General features: G+C 71.4%; 23 protein-coding genes. 12 read left to right on the forward strand and 11 right to left on the reverse strand.

Features of this window, described 5'->3' with window-relative positions; genetic code table 11:
- From E1182_RS10360 to E1182_RS10375, 4 genes are all read right to left on the reverse strand, one after another.
- Positions 1-497: NUDIX domain-containing protein (locus E1182_RS10360; protein ID WP_132263464.1), on the reverse strand; the 497-nt coding region annotated here is incomplete at its 3' end.
- A 169-nt stretch (positions 498-666) separates the two neighbouring features.
- Positions 667-1,305 carry an SRPBCC family protein gene (locus E1182_RS10365; RefSeq protein WP_132263466.1) on the reverse strand — a complete coding sequence of 213 codons (639 nt, stop codon included), beginning with the start codon at positions 1,303-1,305 and terminating at the stop codon, positions 667-669.
- Entirely contained in the window at positions 1,302-1,661 is a 360-nt protein-coding gene (locus E1182_RS10370) for a helix-turn-helix transcriptional regulator (RefSeq protein ID WP_132263468.1), read from the reverse strand. Before E1182_RS10370 ends, E1182_RS10365 begins: the two co-directional genes overlap by 4 nt.
- A 50-nt stretch (positions 1,662-1,711) precedes the next feature.
- A complete protein-coding gene (locus tag E1182_RS10375) occupies positions 1,712-2,140 on the reverse strand; it encodes a MarR family winged helix-turn-helix transcriptional regulator (protein WP_132263470.1) in 429 nt (142 codons plus the stop codon).
- 145 nt (positions 2,141-2,285) lie between these two features.
- On the opposite strand from E1182_RS10375, the gene E1182_RS10380 reads away from it, so the two are divergent.
- The 5 genes from E1182_RS10380 (at position 2,286) to E1182_RS31035 (ending at position 7,169) form a co-directional block, all read left to right on the forward strand.
- The gene (locus E1182_RS10380; protein WP_243706147.1) at positions 2,286-4,007 is read left to right on the forward strand and encodes an ABC transporter ATP-binding protein; all 1,722 of its coding nucleotides are present in this window, start codon (positions 2,286-2,288) and stop codon (positions 4,005-4,007) included.
- 175 nt (positions 4,008-4,182) lie between these two features.
- Positions 4,183-4,869, forward strand: a complete 687-nt coding sequence (locus E1182_RS10385; protein WP_132263474.1) for a glyoxalase/bleomycin resistance/extradiol dioxygenase family protein — start codon at positions 4,183-4,185, stop codon at positions 4,867-4,869.
- Between the two features lie 260 nt (positions 4,870-5,129).
- The gene (locus tag E1182_RS10390; protein ID WP_243706143.1) at positions 5,130-5,969 is read left to right on the forward strand and encodes a helix-turn-helix domain-containing protein; all 840 of its coding nucleotides are present in this window, start codon (positions 5,130-5,132) and stop codon (positions 5,967-5,969) included.
- A gap of 66 nt (positions 5,970-6,035) precedes the next feature.
- Positions 6,036-6,617: a dihydrofolate reductase family protein gene (locus E1182_RS10395; RefSeq protein WP_132263476.1), complete on the forward strand. Its 582-nt coding sequence runs from the start codon at positions 6,036-6,038 to the stop codon at positions 6,615-6,617.
- A gap of 216 nt (positions 6,618-6,833) precedes the next feature.
- Positions 6,834-7,169, forward strand: a complete 336-nt coding sequence (locus tag E1182_RS31035; protein ID WP_165942576.1) for a hypothetical protein — start codon at positions 6,834-6,836, stop codon at positions 7,167-7,169.
- A gap of 17 nt (positions 7,170-7,186) precedes the next feature.
- Here E1182_RS31035 and E1182_RS10405 read toward each other — a convergent pair whose 3' ends face one another.
- Both E1182_RS10405 and E1182_RS10410 read right to left on the reverse strand, forming a co-directional pair.
- The gene (locus E1182_RS10405) at positions 7,187-7,501 is read right to left on the reverse strand and encodes a hypothetical protein (RefSeq protein WP_243706144.1); all 315 of its coding nucleotides are present in this window, start codon (positions 7,499-7,501) and stop codon (positions 7,187-7,189) included.
- Positions 7,498-7,776, reverse strand: coding sequence for a DivIVA domain-containing protein (locus E1182_RS10410; protein ID WP_132263478.1), 279 nt, complete (start codon positions 7,774-7,776; stop codon positions 7,498-7,500). The genes E1182_RS10405 and E1182_RS10410 overlap by 4 nt, the downstream gene beginning before the upstream one ends.
- A 303-nt stretch (positions 7,777-8,079) precedes the next feature.
- Here E1182_RS10410 and E1182_RS10415 point away from each other — a divergent pair, with 303 nt between their 5' ends.
- Together E1182_RS10415 and E1182_RS10420 are read left to right on the forward strand one after the other, a co-directional pair.
- A complete protein-coding gene (locus E1182_RS10415; protein ID WP_132263480.1) occupies positions 8,080-8,319 on the forward strand; it encodes a winged helix-turn-helix domain-containing protein in 240 nt (79 codons plus the stop codon).
- Positions 8,320-8,411: 92 nt separating this feature from the next.
- Positions 8,412-9,344: an HNH endonuclease gene (locus tag E1182_RS10420; RefSeq protein ID WP_132263483.1), complete on the forward strand. Its 933-nt coding sequence runs from the start codon at positions 8,412-8,414 to the stop codon at positions 9,342-9,344.
- A 36-nt stretch (positions 9,345-9,380) separates the two neighbouring features.
- On the opposite strand, the gene E1182_RS10425 is transcribed toward E1182_RS10420, so the two are convergent.
- Positions 9,381-9,911 carry a hypothetical protein gene (locus tag E1182_RS10425; RefSeq protein WP_132263485.1) on the reverse strand — a complete coding sequence of 177 codons (531 nt, stop codon included), beginning with the start codon at positions 9,909-9,911 and terminating at the stop codon, positions 9,381-9,383.
- A 90-nt stretch (positions 9,912-10,001) separates the two neighbouring features.
- Here E1182_RS10425 and E1182_RS10430 point away from each other — a divergent pair, with 90 nt between their 5' ends.
- The 4 genes from E1182_RS10430 (at position 10,002) to E1182_RS10445 (ending at position 12,939) form a co-directional block, all read left to right on the forward strand.
- On the forward strand, positions 10,002-10,457 hold the full coding sequence (locus E1182_RS10430) for a GNAT family N-acetyltransferase (protein ID WP_132263488.1): 456 nt from the start codon (positions 10,002-10,004) through the stop codon (positions 10,455-10,457).
- Between the two features lie 220 nt (positions 10,458-10,677).
- Positions 10,678-11,049: a ribonuclease domain-containing protein gene (locus E1182_RS10435; RefSeq protein ID WP_132263535.1), complete on the forward strand. Its 372-nt coding sequence runs from the start codon at positions 10,678-10,680 to the stop codon at positions 11,047-11,049.
- A 55-nt stretch (positions 11,050-11,104) separates the two neighbouring features.
- A complete protein-coding gene (locus tag E1182_RS10440; RefSeq protein WP_132263491.1) occupies positions 11,105-11,488 on the forward strand; it encodes a barstar family protein in 384 nt (127 codons plus the stop codon).
- A gap of 44 nt (positions 11,489-11,532) precedes the next feature.
- Entirely contained in the window at positions 11,533-12,939 is a 1,407-nt protein-coding gene (locus E1182_RS10445) for a hypothetical protein (RefSeq protein ID WP_132263493.1), read from the forward strand.
- Here E1182_RS10445 and E1182_RS10450 read toward each other — a convergent pair.
- Both E1182_RS10450 and E1182_RS10455 read right to left on the reverse strand, forming a co-directional pair.
- The gene (locus tag E1182_RS10450) at positions 12,936-13,652 is read right to left on the reverse strand and encodes an HD domain-containing protein (RefSeq protein ID WP_132263495.1); all 717 of its coding nucleotides are present in this window, start codon (positions 13,650-13,652) and stop codon (positions 12,936-12,938) included. The two genes, E1182_RS10445 and E1182_RS10450, sit on opposite strands and share 4 nt — an antisense overlap.
- Before the next feature lie 94 nt (positions 13,653-13,746).
- Positions 13,747-14,187, reverse strand: coding sequence for a hypothetical protein (locus E1182_RS10455; RefSeq protein WP_132263497.1), 441 nt, complete (start codon positions 14,185-14,187; stop codon positions 13,747-13,749).
- A 229-nt stretch (positions 14,188-14,416) separates the two neighbouring features.
- Between E1182_RS10455 and E1182_RS10460 the strand changes: the two genes are divergently transcribed.
- On the forward strand, positions 14,417-14,680 hold the full coding sequence (locus tag E1182_RS10460) for a hypothetical protein (protein ID WP_132263499.1): 264 nt from the start codon (positions 14,417-14,419) through the stop codon (positions 14,678-14,680).
- A gap of 187 nt (positions 14,681-14,867) precedes the next feature.
- Here the strand turns inward: E1182_RS10460 and E1182_RS10465 are convergent, their stop codons facing one another.
- The gene (locus tag E1182_RS10465) at positions 14,868-16,220 is read right to left on the reverse strand and encodes a polysaccharide lyase family 1 protein (RefSeq protein WP_132263501.1); all 1,353 of its coding nucleotides are present in this window, start codon (positions 16,218-16,220) and stop codon (positions 14,868-14,870) included.
- 63 nt (positions 16,221-16,283) lie between these two features.
- Complete coding sequence (locus tag E1182_RS10470) at positions 16,284-17,465, reverse strand: Gfo/Idh/MocA family protein (RefSeq protein WP_132263503.1); 1,182 nt, start codon at positions 17,463-17,465, stop codon at positions 16,284-16,286.
- Between the last annotated feature and the right edge of the window lie 51 nt (positions 17,466-17,516).

A 17,516-nucleotide genomic window follows, 5' to 3' on the forward strand; every position in this document is an offset into this window, starting at 1 on the left:
GTGAAGAACTCCGCCATGGCCCGGGTGTGGGTGGAGAAGGCCAGCTCGACCGGCTCGGTGAGGACCAGCCACTCGGTCGCCTCCTCGGTTGGGGCGGACGGCGGCAGGGTGTGCGCCGGGCGCTCGGGCAGCTCACCGAAGATCATGATGGTGCCGCCGGCCGGGGCGCTGTGCACCGCGAAGAGCGTCGCCTGCGCCGCATCGCCGATCAGGCCGGTCTCCTCGCGCAGCTCCCGTACCATCGCGTCGGCCCACTCCTCGCCGTACTCGATGAAACCCCCGGGCAGCGCGAGCAGCCCGCGCGCCGGCTCGATGTCGCGGCGGACCACCACCAGGCCCAGCCCCTCGTCGGTGCGTACCGGCAGCAGGGCCACCGCGACCGGTAGCGGATTGCGCCAGACCGTCTCGCCGCAGGCCGCGCAGAGCCGCGGCCAGGCGGCGTCGGTCGGGTAGGTGGCACCGCAGTACGAGCAGTGCGAGAAGGGTACGGCGGTCATGTCGCCGCACGTTACCGCGCCCGCCCGGTACGCGTGCCCCACACTCGATCCCCCTGGCCGTCGCCGCCCGTCGGCATCCGCGCGCCCGGTGTGTCCGTGCTTGTCCTGCCAGGGGAACGGCGCGGTACCGTCGAGGTCGGTCTCGCGCTGCGGCCCGGACCGCCGGCGATCAGGCGGGCGCGCCCGTGTAGGCGGCGGTGGTACGGGCGGCGGCGGCCCGCGCGGCGTCCGGGTCGGCGCCGCCGGTGATGCTGGCCTCGCCCCAGTGTTCGCTGACCGCCGTCATGAACCCGCGGCCCTCCTCGGAGCCCAGCCACGCGGCGGCCTCCTCCGGCCGGACGCCGGTGCCGTCGGCGGCCAGGTGGGAGGCGAGGCCGAGCAGGCCCAGGTCCCAGCCGACACCGACCGCGCCGGGACCGAACTCGCGCCAGCGCTCGTCGTCCACGTGCGCGACGTGCTCCAACTCGAAGCGGGTACGTTCCGGGCTCTCCGCGGTGAGCCGCACCTCGATCCAGCTGACCTCGCCGCCGTACTCCCAGGTGGCGGCGAAGCTCGTCGGCGGGTCGCACCGTTGGACGGTGCCGCCGGCGTTGCCCTCGAGCTGGTAGCGCCCGCCCACCCGCAGCTCGCCGGAGATCGGCAGGAACCAGCGGGGGATGCGCTCGGCGTTGGTGCAGGCGTCCCAGACGTCCTCCAGGGGCGCGTCGTACGCCTGGCTGATCGTCAGCACGCGCGCCTCGCCGGCCTCCAGCGTTCGGGTGCCGACGGTGCGCCGTACGGCGTTGATCTGGTGGGTGACGTCCGTCATCGGGTGCTCCTGTCCTCGGTGGGTGGTTGCGCACGCCGGGCACGGCGACCCCGGGCGAGTTCGGTGGCCAGGGCGTCCAGTTTGGGCGCCCAGAACCGGCGGAAGCCGGCGAGCCACTCGTCGACCTCCCGCAGCCCTCGCGGGTCCACCGCGTACAGCCGGCGGGCGCCGTCGGGGCGGACCGTGGTGAAGCCGTTGTCCCGCAGCACCCGCAGGTGTTGGGAGACGGCCGGTTGGGAGATGCCGAACTCCTCCTGGATCACCTCCCCGATCCCGCCGGCGGTGCGTTCGCCCTGGGCGAGCAGCTCCAGGATGCGGCGGCGCACCGGATCGCCGAGAACGTCGAAGGCATGCACCTCCCACTTATATCAGCCGGGGCTTATATAACCAAGGACTAAAGTGGGGGTCAGTCGCGCAGCGTACGCAGGATGCGGGTCAGCTCGTCGCGGTCGGCGGGGGAGAGGTGACCGAAGAAGCGTTCCGCATCGGCGTCGCGGGCGGCGCGGATGGCCCGGGCGACCCGCGTACCCTCGTCGGTCAGCGTGACCAGGGTCGCGCGCCGGTCCGCCGGGTCGGGGCGGCGCGCGACGAGCCCACGGTCCTCCAGGCCGTCGACGACCTCGGTGGCAGAGCGGGGCGCGATGTGCAGGTGGTCGGCGAGCGCGCGGAGCCGGATCGTGCCGTGCCGGATGAGTACGGCCAGGGCGCGGGCGTGGCCGGGGTTGATCTCCCACGGTTCGAGGGTGCGTCGGGAGTGGTGGCGTAGCCGCCGGGCCACCGCCCAGAACAGCTCGGGCAGGCTCTCCTCGGGCCTGTCGGGTTCCTCGCCGGTCACCGGAATACCGTAGCAGAACTTACTGTTGCTCCCTCATGATGAGGTAACCTCAGTAAGTCGTCAGGAGGTGCTCGTGGACACCCGTTCCAGCCACGGCGGCCCGCCCCGGACCGTCACCGCCGCCGAGAAGGCCCAGGCCCGCGCGGTGCCCCTGCGCCGTGTCGGCCGGCTCTTCACCGCCCACCGCGCCGCGCTGGCCGTCGTCACCGCGATCATCGTGGTCTCCTCGGTCCTCGCCATGGCCTCGCCGTTTCTGCTGCGCGCCGTGATCGACCGCGCGCTACCGGAGCGTGACCTGACCCTGCTGGTCCAACTGGTCGTCGGCATGGTCGCCGTCGCGGCGGTGACCGCCGTGCTCGGCGTGGTGCAGACCTGGATCGCCACCCGGGTCGGCCAGCAGGTGATGCACCGGCTGCGCACCGACGTCTTCGCGCACCTGCAACGCCAGTCGATCGCCTTCTTCACCCGCACCCGCACCGGCGAGGTGCAGTCCCGCATCACCAACGACATCGGCGGCATGCAGGCCGTGGTCACCTCCACCGCCACCTCCGTCGCGTCCAACCTGACCACGGCGGTGGCCACCCTGGTCGCCATGGTGGCCCTGTCCTGGCGGCTCACCCTGGTCTCGCTGGTCGTCCTGCCGCCGGCGATCTGGCTGGCCCGTCGGGTGGCCGCGATGCGTCGGGAGATCACCGCCCAGCGCCAGCGCGAGCTGGCCGACCTGAACGTCACCGTCGAGGAGGGGCTGAGCGTCAGCGGCGTGCAACTGGCCAAGACCCTCGGTGCCGGCGGCGCGCTCGCCGACCGGTTCGCGGCCTCATCCGCCCGTCTCGTCGACCTCGAACTCCGCTCCGAACTGGCCGGCCGCTGGCGGATGGCCACCATGACCGTCGTCTTCGCGGCGATCCCCGCCGTCATCTACCTCGGCGCCGGGCTTCCCGGCACCGCCGGCACGCTCAGCATCGGCACCCTGGTCGCCTTCACCGCCCTGCAGGGCGGACTGTTCCGGCCGCTGATGGGGCTGCTCAACGTCGGCGTCCAGCTCACCGCCTCGCTGGCGCTGTTCGCCCGGATCTTCGAGTACCTCGACCTGCCGGTGGAGGTAAACGACCCGGCCGACCCGGTCGAGATCGACCCGGCGCGGGTCCGGGGCCACCTGCGCGTCGAGGAGGTCACCTTCAGCTACCCGGGCAGCGACACCGCCGCCGTCGCCGGCGTCACCCTCGACGTCCCCGCCGGCACCAGCCTCGCCCTGGTCGGCGAGACCGGCTCCGGCAAGAGCACCCTCGCCGCCCTGATCAGCCGGCTGCACGACCCGGACAGCGGACGCATCACCATCGACGGCGTCGACCTGCGCGACCTGCGGCTGGTCGACCTGGCCGCCGTCGTGGGCGTGGTCAGTCAGGAGACCTACCTGCTGCACACCACCATCCGGGAGAACCTCCGGTACGCCCGCCCCGACGCCACCGACGCCGAGATCGAGCACGCGGCCCGCGCCGCGCGGATCCACGACCTGATCGCCAGCCTGCCCGACGGGTACGACACCACGGTCGGCTCGCGCGGACACCGCTTCTCCGGCGGCGAGAAGCAACGCCTGGCCATCGCCCGTACGCTGCTGCGCAACCCGCGCGTCCTGGTGCTCGACGAGGCCACCAGCGCGCTGGACACCGAGACCGAGCGGGCCGTACAGCAGGCCCTGGACGCCCTCGCCGAGGGCCGGACGGTGATCACCATCGCGCACCGGCTCTCCACCGTCCGCCACGCCGACCAGATCGCGGTGCTCGACCACGGCCGGATCGTCGAGGCCGGCACCCACGAGACGCTGCTCCGCCGGGCCGGCCGCTATGCCGCCCTGGCCGCTGCCTGACGCCTGCGCTTCGATGATCGTTGTCGGGTGGGCGACCCCGACACGCCGAGCGCCGTGCCGCTGACCTGCCAGCGATCGATCTCGCCGGGTGAGCGTCTGGGTCACCGGATCGCGCCGATCCGAAACCCGATCTGTGATACGTGATTTATCGATCGCCCGTAGGTAGAGTGGCGCGGTGCAGAGTCGAGTGCAGGCGCAGGTGCCGGTGCTGTACGTCGTGGACGCCGACGCGGCGCGACGGTTCTACGAGTGCTTCGGCTACTCCGAGATCCGCGCCGACGGCGACGGCGACTCGCGCTGGTCGTACCTGCAGTGCGGAGAGCTGACGCTGCTGCTGACCGCGGTCACGCCGCGCCTGGTCACCGTCGAGCTGCCCCTGCTGATCTACCTGTACGTCGAGGACATCGAGGCGACCGTCGCGCGCCTGACCGAGGCCGGATGCCCGGTGGAGCGGGCCGGCTATCCGGAGCACGCCCCCGGCGGCGAGTGCCGCGTCGTCGACCCGGACGGCAACGTGGTGCTGTTCGGGCAGCGCCAGGCGGTGCCGGAGCAGGACCGCGTCCAGCGGACCGGCATGCAGGCCCGGTTCTCGCTGATTCGGGAGGCCGCCGAGGCCGTGAGCCGCCGGGGCGGCGCCCCGGCCCGGTGCCAGATCGGCGGGCCGCGCGGCGAGAGCTGCGCCGAACCGGCCGAGGTGAAACTCGCCGACTCGTGGGGCGACACGGTGTGGGGCTGCCTGGCGCACGCCGACGAGACGCTGCTCAACGCGCGCGGGGCGTTCCTGGCCAGCGAGGACGGCCAGGGGCTGGGGCGGTACCTGCGAAACCGCCAGGCCCGCCCCCAGTACGAGGTCCAGACCTGACTGGAACGGGGCGACGCCAGAGCTGACCGAAGTCACGCGGGTTACCTGGCTGCAGGGCGGCCCGCACGCGACTCGCGGCCGATGTGCGCACCTGACCTTGTTCAGTCGCCGACGGTGTCAAGCGCGCGAGGGCTCTGCTCGAGGGGTTTGCCGAGCTGGACTAGGACTGCCTGGCACGGTGGCCGGCTCGATGCTGGCGGCAGCGCGGGCTGGACCATCCCGGCGTGCGATGCCGGCGGGGCGTCGGCGATGCTGTGGGCGTGGAGTACGTGTCCAGAGTGCCGCGACCGCCGCTGGACGGGCTGATCGACGACCTTTACTACCTGGAGGGTGCGTCGCCGTACGCCCGGCTGACGCTGCCGCCGATGCCGGCGGCGTTGCTCATCGTCAACCTCGGGGCGCCGTTCCGCATCCGCGCCGGCACTGACATCGAGACGGCCGAGTACGTCGACGGCTGCGTGGTCACCACGCCCACCCGCGCGTTGGAGTTCGGCTACCCACTTCGGACCCGGTCCGTCGGCGTGCACTTCAAGCCGTGGGGGCTGGCGCCGTTCCTACCGATGCCCGCGACCGAGCTGTGTGACCGGCCGGTGACGGTAGAGCAGGTTTGGGGCCGGCCCGCCATTGCTGAGCTGCGAGACCGGCTGGCCACGGCGGACGGACCGTACGAGATGCTGACGCTGCTCGAGGAGGAGCTGATGCGACGGCTGTGCGAGACCGCCGGCCTGGGGCTGGTCCGCCATACGAGCAGCGTCATCGCGGCGACCAGCGGTGCGGTGGCGATCGGCGACCTGAGCGTGGCAGCCGGTGTCAGCAGCACTCATCTGGCACAGCGGTTCAAGGAGCTCATCGGCGTCACCCCGAAGCGGCTGGCCCGCACCTACCGCTTCGCCGCCACCGTGTTCGCGATCAACCCCGCCGTTCCGATCGACTGGGGTGACCTCGCCGGTGGCGCAGGCTACTTCGACCAGGCCCACTTCGGCCACGAGTTCCGGGCGTTCACCGGGCTCACGCCGACCCGGTACGTCGAAGTCCGGCGGCGGTTCCTGCGCGAACATCCCGGCCACGCGCTGGACGGCTGGCCGCTGCCGGCCGATTGATTTCGTACAAGAGCGACAGCTTACGACCCGCTAATTTAGGGGCATTCCAAAGCAGAGGAGAGCCCCGTGGGCAAGGTGATCATGTACAGCTCGGTGTCGGTGGACGGCTTCATCGCGGACGAGAATGACCAGCCCGGACCGCTGTTCGACTGGTTGTCCAGCGGTGACGTCCCCTTGGACGAGAGCGGCGAGGTAAAGGTGTCGCAGACGTCCTACGACTACACCCGGCCGTACTGGGACCAGATCGGGGCGACAATCGTCGGCCGCCACGTCTTCGACATGACGGACGGCTGGGACGGAAAGCCTCCAGGCGGGATCGACCACGTGGTCGTCGTGACGCACCGGCCGGAGCCCGAGGGCTGGGACCCCCAGGCGCCGTTTCACTTCGTCGACGGCGTCGAGGCAGCCGTGGCCAAGGGGCGGGAGCTTGCGGGTGACCGCATGGTCGAGGTCGCCGCTGGCGACGTCGGTGGCCAGGTGCTTGCCGCGGGCCTGATCGACGAGGTGCGCATGGACGTCGTACCCGTCGTGTTCGGGTCCGGCAAGCGCTACTTCGGGTCGGTCGACGCGCAGCACCTGTTGGAGGATCCTGACGTGGTGATTCAGGGCAACCGGGTGCTTCACCTGTGCTATCGGGTACGCCGTTGACCAAGCTGAGCGGTACGCGAAAAAGCCCACTGTGAACGGTGACACAACATGGGGCCTCCGGCGGCGACGACCGCTACAGACGTTCAATGGTCAGGTTGTGTCGGGTTTGCGTGTCAGTCGGGCGGTGGCACGGGTTTCGGCGGTCCCATACGCCGTCCTTCAATGATGGGTGCGACCATCCCGCGGCGCATGACGCGTTGCAGCCGCTGGACCAGGATGGTCGGCAACATCCCTGCGAGCGCGTACGGCCGCGAGCGTCTGTGGTGTCAGCGATTCCTGGCGCAGTGGTTCGGCCAGCAGGGTGGCGGCGGCTACGGCGCAAGTCTCGGCTGGGGCATCCTCCTCTTCGTCGCCCAGACGAACGCGCAACCCACCGTCCGACGACAACGGCGCACTGATCTCGGCAAAGCAGAACGTCTGCGCCAGCGACGCGGCTGCCCTACGAATTCTGTGGTCCGCTTCGTCCACCGCCGCCTGGTGCAGGAGGGTGACGACGTCCGCCGGGAAACCCTGACCATCCTCGCGACCCGCCGGGTGGGAATGGACGTCTGATCAGATGCGGCCTGCGGTCAGGATCGACGTGCCGGTGGCCGGATCACGCCGTGTGCCGGAGGGCGCGACCCGGCGAGGTGAGCGACCGCTAGCGCTGGCGGGTCAACGTGGGCCGCCAGTCGGAGGCCGGAGAGCTGGACGTAGATCTCCCGCTTGGCGACGGCCTGGTCGCGCCGGTCGAGCACGTACCCGGTCAGCCAGAGCCACCCCGGGTACGGCTCGTCCGCGCCGACCGACACCACCCGCAACCGCAGCGCCCGATTCCCGGCGAACTGCACCGAGGCCGCGCCGTCGACGATCAGCAGGTCGCCGGGGGAGGGGCGCTCGTTCACCAGTGCCCGCCGTTCGGCGTCCGGCACTCCCGGGCGTGCAGGGTCTGCCAGTCGCGTAGTGCCTGCTTGATCCGGTCGTTCTCCTGCACGAGCAGGCGGAGTTGGTCGTGCAGGCCGGCCAACTCGTCGGCGACCCGGGACTGGAAGGCGCGTACCTCGTCGGGGTCGACGCCACGGCGGCGCGGCGCGAACGTGCGGGTGCGCACCTCGTGCGCGGTCAGCCGGGCCGGTTGGCCGGTCCCGTAGGGCCGGCCGGAACGATATACCTGGGCCACGTCGGTCCTCTCCTGAGCGTCGGTGCCGTGCGTTGCCTTGGAAGGCGGGCCGCGCGCACGCCGGCCGCGCGCGACCCGCCGGCCCCACCGCCGCAGCCTGAGATCAGCGGTACGACAGCGGAGCGGTCCGGTGGGTCGGGACGGGCACCCACACCCGCCCCGACCAGGGAATGAGCCGTACCCGTTGCCACGCGAGGAGCGACTCACAGACAACACTAACGGCTAAGCCGTTTAAGTCAACCACTGATTGTTGTCGTTCGTGGGCGGTTCGTGATCGAATTGGCGTGCCACGCAAGGAGCGCCATGCCTACGACACCCGACTACATCCGCATCGCCGACGACATCATCGCTGCCGTGCGGACCAAGAAGCTCAAACCTGAGGACAAGCTGCCATCGATCGCGCAGATGGCGGCCGACTACAAGGTCGGCACGTCCACGATCCAGATGGTCTACGTGCGGCTCGAAGCCCTACGGGTCATCCGGCGGCACCAGGGCAAGGGCATCTTTGTCACCGATCCGAAGACCTGGATGCGCGAGCCATGAGTTGTTGCGCGCGGTTGCTGTGAAGCCGCCCGCCTGCCCGCCTGCCCGTTTGGCTGGTTCCAGGATGATCAACGTTCGTGCATCCTGGTTTTGTGAGGGCTTTCGTCGGGGTGACGGATGAGAAGTGGTACCGGTTTCTGGCGGCCCGCCCCAACCTGACCGAGGTCAACTTCTGGCGTCCGTCCGGTGGAGGATTTCGCGCCCTCGTGCCTGGTGAACCCTTCCTGTTCAAGGCCCACTATCCGCTGAACCGTGTGGTCGGAGGGGGGTTCTTCAGTGGCTTCACCCAACTACGGATTTCTGAGGCGTGGGAGTTGTTCGGCGAGGCGAACGGGGTCGCCGGTCTCGACGAGATGCGTGCCAGCGTCGGGCAGTACCGTAGGGTGCCAATCGGCCCCGAGGAGGATCCGGTTATCGGTTGCATCTTCGTCCGGGATGCGACTTTCTTCCCGGACGAGTCAACCATCGACCCGCCGCCCACCTTCGCTTCCAACATCGTGCAGGGCAAGACCTACGATCTCGCGGACCCGGTGGCAGCGTCCTACTTCGACCTGGTGATGCATCGCCTGCTCGGCGTCTCCGTCGATCTCGACCTGAGCGAGCCGTGGCATCGCCCAGGACCGGTGTACGGCGATCCGCGCTTGACACCGCAGCGGCTTGGCCAGCAATCCTTCAAAGCCGTCGTGCTCGGTGCTTACGGCCGCCGGTGTGCCATCACCGGCAACAGGGTCCGGCCCGTGCTCCAGGCTGCGCACATCCGGCCCCTACCCGAGGGCGGGGAGCACCGACTCGACAATGGTCTGCTGCTGAAGTCGGACGTACACATCCTGTTCGATCGGGGCTATCTGGGCGTAGACCCGAAGTATCGCCTGCTTGTCAGCCCTCGGCTGCGCAGCGAGTTCGGCAACGGCGATCAGTTCTACGCCAAGGCAGGTTCGCAGATCACGGTACCGGAACGCCGTGCGGATCGGCCGAACAGCGAGTTTCTGGAGTGGCACCTCGAAACCGTCTTCAAAGCCGCCTGAGTATCGTTCGGCGCGCCACGTCTGCTCGGGACCAGATCAGTTGGTCGCCGCCGTGCAGTACGCACACTCGTGCCGCTCGGACCAGTCCCTGCGCTCCAGCGTCCCGGGCTGGATCACCCGGTGCCCGAAGTGCTGGCGGACCGCCATCCGGAATGTCCACAGCGCCTCGGCGAACTCGTGGTACGACTCGTGCCCGGCGGGCGAGCGTAGGTCGGAGCCCGCGCCGATCAGCTTGCGCATCGCCACCAGGCGGTGGAAGACCACCTCGCCGGCCACCACCAGGTCCGGCGTGCCGGACATCAGCAGCCGCTCGCGTGCCTGGTACGCCCCGGCCTCGGTCATCGCCACGCTGGCCGCCTGCCGGTCGCCCGCTGGCACGGACCGCAGCGCGGTGTGCGCCGAGTCCAGGGCGAGCGCGAAGTCCACGCAGGTACGCCAGCGGTCCAGATCGCGGTCCCGCGCCCGGGTGTCGCGTTCCCGGCGCAGGTCGACCAGGAAGCTGCCGGACAGCGCGATGAGCGCCCCCGCCCCGGTGCTCAGCAGCGGCATCCAGTCCACACCCGACATCCTGCCACCCGGCGGCGACACCACGGTCACCCCGGACCGACCCGAATAACGCGGGGCGCTCGGCCGCGTCCGCCCGCTATGGTGCGCCGCATGCGTCTGGAGCCGGTCACTCCGAAGAACTACGAGGCGGCGCTCGCGCTGTCCGTCCGCCCCGACCAGGAGGACCTGGTCGAGCCGGTGGTCAAGTCGCTGGCCGAGGCGTACGTCTACCCGGAGTACGCGTGGCCGAGGCTGATCTACGACGATGACCGGCCGGTCGGTTTCCTGATGGCCTTCCTCGACATCCCCTGGAATCCCGACCGTGATCCCGACGACCGGCGCTCCGGCCTGTGGCGGCTGAACATCGCCGCCGACGCCCAGGGCAACGGCTACGGCCGGTTCGCCGTCGAGGCCGTCTGCCGGGAGATCCGCGCCCGCGGCGGCACCCGCGCGTACGTCACCTGGGAGCCTCGCGCCGGCGGGCCAGAGCCCTTCTACCTCAGGTTGGGCTTCCGGCCGACCGGCGAGCGCAGCGGTGGCCAGACCGTCGGCGTCCTGGATCTCTGACGCCGGGGCACTCGGGAGTGCCCGGATCGGCTGCCGACCGTCGGCGGACATCGGACGTTCATCGAGAAGTTTCGGCGTGGGCCTGTACGCCGGCAGGCCGCCGCGTCGAGACTGCTGGACGACCATCTTCGATGTCCCACGTTCTGGAGGCACCGTGGACCCGTCCGCCCCGCTGACCCGCCTGCGCCGATTGGTCGGCACGTTCGCCCTGCTCGCCGCGATGGTCGCTGCGGCACTCGTCGGCCCGAGCGTGGTCGCGCCGACGGTGACCGACTCCGCCTCGGCCGCCGTCTACAACTCCTGCACGATGGCCCGCTGTGCGGACGCCCGCACCGCACACTCCGGCTGGGCCGCCAAGGGATTCCCGACCAGCCGCGGCTGGTACGCCTGGAGCGGCGGGCTGTCCAACTTCGCCGGTGGCCGGTTCTACAACCGGGAGGGCCAACTGCCGGCCGACGCCACCTACTACGAGTACGACGTCTACCCCCGCGCGTACGGGGCGTCGCGCGACGCCTACCGGATCGTGGTCAACAAGAGCACCGGGAAGACCTGGTTCTCGCCCGACCACTACGCGAACTTCTACCTGCTCTGACCGTGCCCCTGGTCGGGCCGGGACCAGCCGGCCCGACCGGTGGAAGGATGACCGGATGCGCACCACCGAACCGCCGCCGTGGCTTGAACTGACCGCCGCGCAGGGCGACGGTACGGGCGTCGTCCCGGGTGCCGCCGCGCGGACCCGCGTCGAACTGTTCACCCGACTGGCAGAGACCCTCGACCTGCCCGGGTACTTCGGGCGCAACTGGGACGCCCTGGCCGACTGCCTGCTCGACCTGGTCGAGGCCGGTCCGCTCACCCTGACGGTCGAGGACGCCGACCAACTCCTCAGTGACGAGCCGCCCGCGCAGTTGGTCTCCCTGCTCGACGTGTTCGACGATGTCTGGTCGCACGGCCGTCACCAGGTTCGGGTCGTCCTGCGCACCGCGCCCGAGCGGCTGCCCGAGCTGCGTCGCCGGGTCACCGCCACCGGTTGACGCCGCCGCGCGTCGGGCTTGCGACCGACGGCCACCATGGCGGGGTGGACCTGGAGCTGACCGCCCCGGAGAGGGCGCTCTGGACGGCGTTCCCGCGCCGAGGGCTGGTCGACCTCACCGACTCCGAGGACCGTACGGTGCGGGCGGCCGTCATCCGGGCCCTGCTGCTCGGCGCTGCGCCCGCCGAGCCGGGGCAGCTCGCCGCCCTGGCCCTGGTGGGCGCCGAGATCACCGGAACGCTGGATCTCTCCTACGCGGAGATCCCCTACCCGGTGCGGCTGAGCCGCTGCGACCTCACCGACCGCTTCGAGCTTGTCGGCGCGCGGACCCGGGAGATCGACCTGGCCGGCTCGCGGCTGGTCGGGATCTGGGCCGACAGGGCCGTCGTGGAGGGCAACCTGCGCCTGTCCGACGTCCGTTGCGTCGACGGGGTACGCCTGACCGCCGCCCGGATCGACGGCGCGCTCGTGCTGGACCGGGCGGAACTGGTCGGCGCGCCGGCGCTCGACGCCCGGCTCCTCACGGTCGGCCACGACATCCGTGGCGACGCACTGCGCTGCACCGGGGAGGTACGCCTGAACCACGCCGACATCCGCGGCTCGGTCCGGCTGCCCGGCGCGACCCTCGCCGAACCCGACGGCCGGGCGCTGGCCGCCGTGGGCCTCGCGGCCGGCGGCACACTCAGCTGCTGCGACGGCTTCACCGCCGACGGACGCATCACCATCGCGTTCGCCCGGGTCGGTCGGCAGGTCTGCTTCGAGCACGCCCACCTGCGCGGCGCGCTGAACTGCCGCCAGCTCCAGACCGACGAACTGGTCCTGGCCACCGACGGGCCGGTCGAGGGGCAGCTGGACCTGCGGCACGCGCGCCTCGGCGTGCTGCGCGACGACCCGGAGACCTGGCCGGCGGCGGTGCGGCTCAACGGCCTGGTCTACGAGGCGATCGACTCGCCGGCCGACGTCCGCCGGCGGCTCGACTGGGTCGGCCGGGACGCGGGCGGCTACGCGCCGCAGGCGTACGAACAGTTGGCCGCGACGTACCGGCGGCGCGGCGAGGAGGACGACGCGCGGACGGTGCTGCTGCGGGGGCAGCGGCACCGCCGTGCCGGACAGTCCCGGAGCCTGCGCCTGTGGGGGCTGGTGCAGGATGTCACCGTCGGCTACGGCTACCGGCCCACCCTGGCCGCGTTCTGGCTGATGGCGCTGGTCGCCGTCGGTACCGCCGTCTTCACGGCCGTGCCGCCGACCCCGCTGAACCCGGCGAGCCCGGTGCGGTTCCGCGCGCCCGTCTACACGATCGACCTGCTGCTGCCGCTGGTGGACCTGCGCCAGGAGTCGGCGTTCGAGCCGGTGGGGGAGACGGTGTGGGTGGCGTACGGGTTGATCGCCTGCGGGCTCGTCCTGGTCACCACCATCGCGGCCGGGACCACCCGGGCACTGCGCCGGACCTAGTTCGGCGCGTCGAGGATCGCGCTGAACCGTTCCTCGGCCAGGTCGAGCTGGGCGAAGATGTGCCGCTTCACCGGTGCCGGCAGGGGCGTGTCGGGTCGGGAGATCAGGTCCCGGAACACCGGCACCAGCGGTCGGTACTTCGCCGCGGACCGGGCCACCTTCGGACCGATCGTGTAAACCAGGCCCAGCCCGTTGTCGGTGAAGTCGGAGACCTTGATGACCCGCGCCCACGGCTCCCGTTCCAGGCTGGCCGCCACATGCTCCCGGTACTGGACGTGCCGGTCGCGGTCGGGGTCGTACTGCGGATTGGTGACCGCGCCGACCAGGCGGGCGACGCGCGGGCCGAACCGGGCGGCGAGGGCGGTCAGCGCCGCCGCTGTCGGATCGCTGGCACCGGCGCCGGCCAGTTCGTCGGGATGGTCCTCCACCGCGTCGTGCAGCAGACCGGCGACGATCACGTCGACGTCGCGGACCTGGTAGTGGTGCATCATCCGGATCGACACCCGCAGCAGGTGGTTCAGGTACGGCTCCCGCACCCGCCGGTCGTCGCGGTGCAGATCGGCGGCGAGGTCGAGGGCCTCGGTGAGGCGGTCCCGGGCCGCCGGGTCGAAGGCCCGGATCTCCAGCCGGAACCGCGCCAACAGGCCGCGTTCACCGTGGATCTCGGTGATCGCGTGCATCGGCATGGTGGCGAGGTACGGCGGGAGATCCATCCCCCACTTATAGCCGATCTTCGTTGTCCCGAGGGGGCGGCGTCGGATGGACGACGTGCGATGCGCGGTGCTCGTCGATCGGAGGCGCCAGATGTCAGGCGCGCTCGAAGGTGAGGTCGAAGTCCTTCCGCCAGGACTTGCCCGCGTCCTCGGACGCCTCCCAGCGGCCGAGAATCCGGTCCTTCTCGACGTCGGCGACGAACCGCTGGTGGAAATCCGGGTCCTCACGGGTCATCGTCCAGTGCCCGTCGTCGAAGGTCATGGCAAACTCGCGGCAGACGCCGCGGTCGTCCTGGTAGAGCGCGACGAACCGGTCGTTCGCGTCGCTGCGTCCGAGGACGAGACCCATCTCGGAACGCGGCTGCCGGCCCCCGCCGAACTCCGACCGCGCGACCAGTAGCGACTCCCCGAGCCACTCGATGGTGGTGGTACCCGGCACCTCGGTGCCCGGTGGTTCGAGAAAGAAGGCATCCGACATCCTCGTCGCCCATTCGCCGACGAGGCCGCCCAGCTTCGCCATCTCGGTATTGCGCATCGTCTCATCCCATCACACCTCGGACGCGTAGCTGTTCGTGGCCGCCGGCGCTGCGGGTCGGCGGCCGGTGTTCAGTTCGGGCTGCGGCCACCGCACGGTCAGCCCAAGGGCTGCGGGCAGATCAAGCTCGCTCCCCGTGGCCGCTCGCGTCGCGGCGTGGTTGTTGTGACGCGAACCAGCGGAGTCCGGGATAGTCTTGGCGTATATGGCTACCTATCGCAGTGCCTCAGTGCTTCTTTCCTCGGACGGCACCCGGACCCCCGGCACCGCCGCACTCTTCGCCGAGCCCGCCCGCAAGGGTGGGACCCCGCCGTGGGCAGGTGACTTCCGACCCGCCAACAGCGCCGGCCATGGCCCCAAGAACGCGGTCGGGAAGACCTTTACGTTGGAGCTGCCCGACGGCAGCACCGGCAAGGTCGTGGTCCAGGGCCTCAAGAGCGGGAAGGGAGGCGTCGTGCTGGCGTTGATGGGCGAGGACGCGCCCCCCTTCTGATGAGAAAAGCAAGAAAGCCTGGCGCTTCTCACCGAATCTGGTCCGCTGCTGGTCGGCCGGCCGCGTCAGTTCACCTTCGCTGAGAACCCACACACCCCTTCGGTGGTGGGAGGGTGGGCCGCCGCGCTGAGCGCCAGGCGCGACGGCCCACGTCCTGCGGTACGCACTGCGCGGTGCGCACCCGGGCCTACAGCGGCAGTCGGTCCGCCCCGGCCAGCGCACCGACCACGAGCGGGACCGTCGGCGCGGGCAGCACCGCACCGGTACGCAACCTCGGCGTCCAGCCGGCGTCGGAGTCCAGGTCCGGATCGTGGGCGGCGTTGTACGCGGCGACCAGGTCGACCGGGCGGGGCAGGCCGCCGTGGGCGCGTACCCAGTTGCCCCGGGTGGTGACCGCGGTGCCACCCCAGTCGTAGAGCAGGTCCCCGGCGGTGATGCCGGCGTCGAGGGTGAAGTGGTTGTTCTCGGCGTACACGGCGGACTGCACACCGACGCCGATGGCGTACGCGAAGCCCTCGCCGGCGAGGCGGTACCAGTTGTTGTAGACGTCGACCTGACCGAACCGGACCCGGGGCAGCCGTTGCAGGACCCGGTCGAAGAGGTTGTGGTGCAGGGTCACCCTCAACCGGCCGACGTCCGGGCCGACGGTGTTCGACGAGCCGATCAGCATCACCTTGTCCCGCCCGACGAACCGGTTCCACGAGGCGGTGACCAGGCTGGCGGTGTGCGTGATGTCCAGCGACCCGTCGTGCACCTGGTAGGGGCGACCAAAGTGGACCGGCTGGGCACTGTCCGGGTTGTCGCCGTCGGTGAAGGTGTTGTGGTCGACCCAGACGTGCTCGCTGCGGCGTACCGAGATCTGGTCGTACTGGGAGTTCCAGTTGCCGGTGTCGCCGTCGGTGGGGGACCAGGCCGGGAAACAGTCCCGGGCGTCGTCGAAGGTCAGGTTGCGGACGATGACGTTGTCAGCCCCGTCGATCATCAGGGTCAGCCCGGTCAGCCGGGCCGTGGGCAGCCCGACGATGGTGGTGTTCGGGCCGACGTTGATCTGGGTCTGCCTCGTCTGCCGGGACACCGAACGCACCCGGGCCGCCTCCAGCGCCCCGCTCGGCGGTATCCGGCCCCACACCGCCGGGTCGTACGCGGCCAGGTAGGCCGGCAGCGAATACGCCGGGTCGGCGAGGTCGGTGCAGTCGAGCAGGGTGCCGTCGTCGGCCTCGAAGCCGTCCACGGTGCCGTCGACGACGATCACCTTGGGGGTGTCGTTGCTCTTGTTGGTGGCGTTGTCGCCGCCCAGCGCGCGCACCAGTTCGGCCCGGGTACGGACCAGGTGCACCTGGTCGGCGGTGGCCGCCGCACCGCCGGTGGTGCCGACCCCGTCGGCGGCCCAGCCGTCACCGGGAGGCAGGGTCTGCCGGGCGAACGCCTCGGCCCAGCGGGGCGGTGACGCGGTGGGGTCGGGCGCCGCGGTCGCCACCGCGCCCGGCACGAGGACCAGGGAGAGGGCGACCAGAGCCGCCCCCGTGAATCGTGGACGCATGAGTGCTCTCCGAGATGTCCCAGGTTTGCCGTACGTCGTCCGCGGCCCGCGCAGTGGGCCGGGTCAGTCGTCCCCTTCCGTCAGATCTGCGCGTACCGGCGGCACCGCCCACGGCACCGCCAACTCCGACAGCAGCGCACCCTGCTCGGCCGCCTGGCGCAGGACCGCGTTCACCCCGCGTACCGTCACCGACCGGTCCGCTCCGGTCCCGTTGACGCTCACCAGGTCGCCGTCGAGCAGTGTCGGCTCGGGAGCGGCCTGGACCGCCTCCAGCACGGCGGTGAACGGCGCGGTCCGGGCCAACGGCGCGATCAGCGGTACCCCCCTCGGGTCGGCCCGGTGCGCCACCAGGTTCTCCAGCAGGCCGCGCCGGCCCGGCACCGTACGCGGCGCGTCGTCACCGGGCAGCAGCAGCCGGTCGGTCGGGTACTCCAGCACCGCGCGGCCCGCGGTGCCGGTCACCACGACCTCCCCGGCGACGAACTCCTCGCCGGCCAACGTCACCGCGGCCACGATCGGCGGCCCGGCGTGGCCGACGACCCGCAGGGCCGCGGTGTCGTCCACCTCGATCGGGCGGACCCGGTACCGCTCCACCTCGATGCGGGCCGGGCGCACCGGGGCACCGACGACGCTCTCGGCCACCGCCAGGCACTGCATCACCGCGTGCGCCAGCGGGTTCGCCAGCGCCCCGTCCAGCACCGGCCGGCCGTCCAGGGTGCGCCGCCCGGCCCACGGGGCGCGGGCGTAGTAACCGTCGGCACGCTGCCACGCCGCGACCGTGCCGATGCCGGTGACCGTGCCGAGCACACCCCGCCGGATGGCGGCCGACAGCTCGGCCAACGCGGCCGAGCCCAACGCCTGAAAGCCCACCTGACAGGCCCGACCGGTGGCGGCCAGCGCCGCCACCAACGTCCGGTGCTCGGCCATGTCGAGCACCGGCGGCTTCTCCAGCAGCACGTCCGCGCCGGCGGCGAGGACGTCCAGGGCGATCGGCAGGTGGGTGTGCGGCGGAGTGCAGACCACCACCACGTCCGGCCGGGCCACCGCCAGCATCTCCCGGTGGTCGGTGTGCACCGTGACGTCCGCCGGGACCGGCGCGGCGGGCTCGTCCTCGATCGGACGCACGTCGACCAGCGCCACCAGCCGTACCCGGCCGGCCTCGTGCAGCGCGGCGACCACCCGCCGGTGCCAGCGGCCGTGCCCGTTCGCCCCGACGACCGCCACCCGAGGCGGCGCGGCGCTCACGGTGCCCCCTTGGTTCGCGGCTGCGGGGCTCGCAGGCCCGGCTCACTCCTC

The sequence above is a fragment of the Micromonospora sp. KC721 genome (assembly GCF_004348355.1).
In the GTDB taxonomy this organism is placed as follows: Bacteria; Actinomycetota; Actinomycetes; order Mycobacteriales; family Micromonosporaceae; genus Micromonospora.